A 5,531-nucleotide genomic window follows, 5' to 3' on the forward strand; every position below is an offset into this window, starting at 1 on the left:
GAGCAACCTGTGCGTAGATCCCATAGAAATGCTGAGTAGAAGGGCCGACGCCATTAACAGAGCGATAGCGAGTTGCCAGCGACTGGTGGTGAGCCAGTAGATCTCAAAAATGCGAGACACCTTGTACCCGGCGCCCAGCAGGGTTATCCCCTCAACACCGTTTACCATACGTGTCAAGAACGCGGTGATGCCGCCGTCGATCAAGTAGGAGGTGGAAATCAGTAGAGCGAAAGCGACCAGCGCGGCGCCAAGCATGGGCAGCAGCGACTTTCGGCTCAAAATGACGACATAGAGCATGACAACGAGGGCAATGGCCGCAGCGCTGGCCGGTCTGGCCATGAAGCAGCACCAGCCCCCAACGCCCACCAGTATCGATACCAAGACCTCGCGCATGCGCCCTGGCCGATCAGCTAGAAGCAAGCCAATCATTACCATCAAGACCGATTGAATGTTCAGTGTGTAATAGTTGGGGGTGAGCAGCATCAAGGTCGGAAAAGCGGCTAATGCTAGGCTGGCGATGCCTGCCGACAGCACCGCTGCATGCGGCCAGGCTACTGTCCAGAGGCGTCGGATCACAAGAAAGCTCAGAATCCAGCCAAGCGCCATGGTGATCGTGACGTTCGCCCTGCGAAGGCCTGCGATGTCGCCACCAGCCCACTGATATGGCCAGTGATAGAGAAAGCCGAACAAGGTCGGCGGAACATTGATTGTGTAGGTGAATGGGTTCGCGATGAAGTTGAGCCAAAACCCCTCGTCTCTGAGATCAAGACTGTAGCTGCTGTAGTATAATAGCCAAGCGAAAAGGATTATTGTAGTTCCGGCGGACAGAGCTATCAAAGTCCGATCCAACAAGACTAACAACGCCCGTCCATTGGCACAGTGATTATCCCTTAACATAGGCGCCTTCCTGCCAGCCTCGTCGAGGAGGCCCTCCAATGGATATCAACCCCAGGAGCTTCTAGTTGACCCGAGCCTCGCAATCTCCTCCAAGAATTGGTAGACCCTATCAGCTCGGTGATCTGAGGCCGGCAAAAGGACCGTTTTTCGCTAGACTTCTCGCTGCCGAATCCCCTCGGCTGGGAGGAGCGAAGATCGATGAGGGCCCAAAGTTTCGGCCCCCGAGAAGGCGTTCATGCTGAAGCAAGGCCGTTACGGGGTTGCAGGGGCGGAGATCTGCCGCGAGGCCGGGATCAGCCAGGCTACCTATTTCAATTGGAAGAAGAAGTATGACGGGCTGCTGCCGACCGAGATGCGTCGGCTGAAGCAGCTCGAGGAGGAGAACGGCAAGCTGAAGAAGCTGGTCGCGGACCTGTCGCTCGACAAGGAGATGCTGCAGGACGTGATCCGCCGAAAGCTATGAAGCCTGGTCGGAAGCGCATGCTGGTCGACGCGGTCCGCAGCGAATGGCAGGTCTCGATCCGCAGGGCCTGTGACGCTCTCGAATTTGACCGCTCGACCTACCACTACAAGTGCCGTGGCTCCGGCCAGGCTGCCCTCGAACAGAAGATCAAGGAGATCTGCCGTGTTCGCATCCGCTACGGTTATCGTCGCGTTCACGTGCTGCTGCGTCGTGAAGGCTGGCGCCATGGCCAGAACAAGACGGATCTATCGCGAATTGGGCCTGCAATTACGCAACAAAACGCCGAAGCGCCGGGTCAAGGCCAAGCTGCGCGATGATCGCAGGCCGGCGACGGGATCGAACGAGACCTGGGCGACGGACTTCGTCCATGATCAGTTGGCGAGCGGACACAAGCTTCGCGTCCTTACGATCATCGATACCTTCTCCCGCTTCTCGCCGGCGCTGGCGCCGCGATTCACCTTCCGCGGCACCGAGGTCGTGGAGGTGTTGGAAAGGGCCTGCAAGGAAGTGGGGTTCCCGGCAACGATCCGCGTCGATCAAGGCAGCGAGTTTGTGTCGCGTGATCTTGACCTGTGGGCCTACCAGCGCGGCGTCACGCTGGACTTCTCGCGGCCCGGCAAACCGACCGACACGGATGTTGTAGACAAGCCCTATGTCGCAAGCCCTATGTCGCGAAAGCCTTGCTGTGTCGGGATCGTAGCTTTGCCCGCCACCGTGACGTGAACCTCGTGTACTCCTTCTCGGCGGATTCCACGCGTGCTCGTTCCTCAGCCCTCTTCGTGGGGATGTTGTAATCATAGGCCGATCCACGCTTGGCATGGCTGGTGGGTAATCCAGCGCGCAGTTCGATGCTCCGGAACTTGCGCGCCAGCAGGGCCGGTCTGGTCCAGATGCAGTCAGTGCTCTTGGTCAGCATATGCCAGATGATCATCGCCAGCTTCCGCGCCGTCGCGACTGCCGCGATGTGCTTGCCGCGTCGTGAAGCCACGCGCTGGAAGAATGCACGCAGCGGTCCCGGCGAACGGGCTACAGCCCATGCTGCTTCGACGAGCATTCCGCGAGCTTGGCCGCGGCCCTGCTTGGCGATCCTGCCATGGTAGGCGGAGCCCTCGCCAGACTGCCTTACGCTCGGGTTTAGCCCCAGATAGCTCACCAGCCTGGTCGGATCGGCAAAGCGCCGAATGTCGCCGACGGCCGCGGCCACGCCCGAAGCCACCGTCATATCCACACCCGGGAGCGTCATCAGCCGCCGAATGATCGGATCGGACATCGCTTCACGCGCGATTTCCGCCTCGACCTCCTTCAACGAACCCTGGATCAGGTCGATCTGCGCCAGGTGCCGCTCGATTGCGGCACGCTCGTCGGCAGGTACCATCTGGGCGGCGATCCACCTGCGACCGCTGATCCCTACAAGGTTGAGGTGTGGACAGGGCGGAATGAGGTGGGCGTGAAGGATCGACTGAATGAGGTTCTTCAAGCGTACCCGCTGACGCACGAGCTGCGTACGGCGCGCAACTTGCCGTCGCAGGGCCATAGTGCGCTGATCGGGTACCCAGACCTCCGGAAGAAATCCGGTGGCGTACAACTTCGCGAGCACGGCGGCATCAATCGCATCCGTCTTGATCTTTGCGTGCGCGATCAACCGCACCTGCTTCGGGTTGGCGATGACAACACGGTCGACATACGGCGCCAGAACTTCGACAACGGCCGCGGCATTGCCAGTCGCCTCGACGACCACGTGATCATCATGGGTGAGTTCCTTCCTGGCGAAAGCCTCCAAGCTGTCACGAGTCATGGGAATGCGGCCGAGCTTCGTTAGATGTCCCTCGAGCAGCGCCACGGCCTCGGCCGCCACGCGATGGATGTCCATGCCAATGATGCGCATCTCTCCCTCCATGGTCAGTGCGAAAGGGAGCTGCGGGCAACACGACAATTACGGATCCGCGCTCGCAGCGCATCCGGGCTAGTCGCAGGGGCGGCCAGATAACGACCTCGAACTCGCAGTTCATGTCAGTGCGACGGCCTGCCCGCAGTTGCGTGCTCCCGGTGCCCCGAGGCCCGGATCGGTCTACGCTAATGGGCTAGATCGAGTCTGGAAACACGGGACACCGGCTACATCATGCCGGATAACGCGTTCATCGAGGCCTTCAACAGCCGCTTCCGGGCCGAATGCCTCAACGCTCACTGGTTCCTGTCCCTTGCGGACGCCCAACAAAAAGTGGAGACTTGGCGCAGATACTACAATGAAGAGCGGCCCCATGGCGCGATCGGCAATCGACCGCCGATTTTGCTGCAAAACAACGTTGGCGCATCCAGCCCGCCAACGTGATCACGGCGAAAAACTCTAGTTCTGAATGGTCCAAAGTTCGGCCTCGCTGCATTAAAGTGATGTCCTCTACTAGTTCTTGGAGGAGATTGTGGGGCTCAGGTCAGCTATAAGGCTCCGGTTGGAACGGCCCCTCTACGTCCTCGAGGTAGCCTAGCTAGAGATAACTACTTCAAGGAAGCACATTGCTTTTCCTGGGTTCAAGCTAGCTAGGTCTGTCTGCTGATCAGGGCAATTCTCCTCGCGTGAGCGTTACACTCGTCCATTTGGGATTTCAGAAGACAAAGGTTCCAGCTATCTTCATCGTGCCCCATTTGATCTATCGAGACTTGAGCGGGAAACGATGTGGAGCTCGAGCCATTCCGAAAGGATCGGTACACGATGAACGAAGAGATTTCGACGCCTAGACAGACGACGCAGGAGAAGGTTGCGGAAGATTTCGATGGCTGGGCCGATTCGTACGTGGAAACCATCAATCAGGCGATCGCCTTCACTGGGCGGGGGCATGCGTTTTACGTCGACATTAAGTGCGAACATATCCTGCGCCTGGCCCAGCGACATTTCACCGATATTGCCAGCCTGCGTGTGCTGGATCTGGGCTGTGGAATCGGCGCATATCATCCCGGACTCAAAGCCAGGTTCCAAGAGCTCCACGGCGTGGAGGTGTCGGCCCAAAGCGTCAAGTTGGCGGCGAGGCGACACTCTTTTGTGCGCTACTCGACCTACGACGGGAGCCGACTCCCGTACGGAAATGGGACGTTTTCAATGGTGTTCACGATGGGCGTGATGCACCACGTTCCGCCGCTCCAATGGTCGAGCTTCGTTGCTGAGGCGCATCGCGTGACCGCACCAGGAGGTCTAATGCTCGTCTTTGAGAACAATCCCTACAATCCGCTGATGCAGTACTTCGTTAGAACATGCGAAATTGATAAGGATGCCGTCCTGTTGCGGCCCGGGAAGTTGCGTCGCATTTTCGCTGCCGCCGGCTTTACTGATGTCTATACGCGAACCATCATTTCAGTCCCGCCCGCTGGCAGATTTCTGACCAAAGTGGATTGGCTACTGGGTACTCTGCCCTTCGGGGCCCAGTACTATCTCAGCGCTACAAAGAAGCCGCTCTGAGGGATTTCCCATCGATGATCAGCGTCACCGCTCACACGCTGACAAAATCGACGCGGGTCTCGGGAATCGCGCCAGGCATTACTTCCGTGGGATCGTTTCGACATGGTGCGCGGCGAAACGAGAGGCCAGTGATGCAGACAATTCTGAACGTGATGCTGTGTCTTCAATGCGAAAGAGCGGTGTCAGAGACTGCTCCGCCGCATCCGGCGAGATCTCAGACAATCTACGCAGAACAACTCTGACGGGGTGATCGAGTCAGCCCGCCGTTTCGAGGCAGTCAAGATGACCTGGAGATGCCGATCGGACTCCGCCGGGCCGCAACTCCTAACAGGAGCTCACGAAACGAGCATCTGTTCAGCTAAGAAACTTCAAATTGGGCTCTTTCTGCAGAACGTCGACGCTGACGAACCGTATCCCTCCATTGAGGCCAAGGGCCGTGACCTTGCCCCCAAAGTTTTATCCAATCCTGAGTTCGCTCCGGCTGTTGGATTTGCCCGGTTGGGTGGTGGTAGCGACGGGAGCTGGCCCGGAGCCCTCGGCATAGCGCAGCGCCAGATCCCGGCGCGGTTGGCAGGTGACTGCGAACTCGGACGGGATCTTCCATCCGAGCCGCGAGTGTGGGCGTGCATCGTTGTAATCGGCGCGCCAGCATCCGAGCACGACGCGGGCCTGGGCCAGCGAGGTAAACAGCGTCTCGTTTAACATTTCATGCCGCAGCCGTCC

General features: G+C 58.9%; 3 protein-coding genes and 3 pseudogenes. 3 read left to right on the forward strand and 3 right to left on the reverse strand.

The window, feature by feature from the left end; genetic code table 11:
• A pseudogene (locus tag I6F16_RS37255) lies at window positions 1-837 on the reverse strand (hypothetical protein); the annotation flags it as partial.
• Window positions 838-1,120: 283 nt separating this feature from the next.
• Here I6F16_RS37255 and I6F16_RS37260 point away from each other — a divergent pair.
• Window positions 1,121-1,990: pseudogene (locus I6F16_RS37260) on the forward strand (IS3 family transposase); the annotation flags it as partial.
• A 34-nt stretch (window positions 1,991-2,024) separates the two neighbouring features.
• Here I6F16_RS37260 and I6F16_RS37265 read toward each other — a convergent pair.
• Complete coding sequence (locus I6F16_RS37265; RefSeq protein ID WP_225174743.1) at window positions 2,025-3,245, reverse strand: IS110 family transposase; 1,221 nt, start codon at window positions 3,243-3,245, stop codon at window positions 2,025-2,027.
• Between the two features lie 240 nt (window positions 3,246-3,485).
• On the opposite strand from I6F16_RS37265, the pseudogene I6F16_RS37270 reads away from it, so the two are divergent.
• Window positions 3,486-3,689: pseudogene (locus I6F16_RS37270) on the forward strand (transposase); the annotation flags it as partial.
• Window positions 3,690-4,067: 378 nt separating this feature from the next.
• On the forward strand, window positions 4,068-4,808 hold the full coding sequence (locus I6F16_RS37275) for a class I SAM-dependent methyltransferase (protein ID WP_225174744.1): 741 nt from the start codon (window positions 4,068-4,070) through the stop codon (window positions 4,806-4,808).
• Between the two features lie 456 nt (window positions 4,809-5,264).
• Here the strand turns inward: I6F16_RS37275 and I6F16_RS37280 are convergent.
• On the reverse strand, window positions 5,265-5,531 hold a 267-nt coding region (locus I6F16_RS37280; RefSeq protein WP_225174745.1), incomplete at its 5' end, for a transposase.

This window comes from Bradyrhizobium sp. IC4060 (assembly GCF_020193715.1).
GTDB classification, from domain to species: Bacteria; Pseudomonadota; Alphaproteobacteria; order Rhizobiales; family Xanthobacteraceae; genus Bradyrhizobium; species Bradyrhizobium yuanmingense.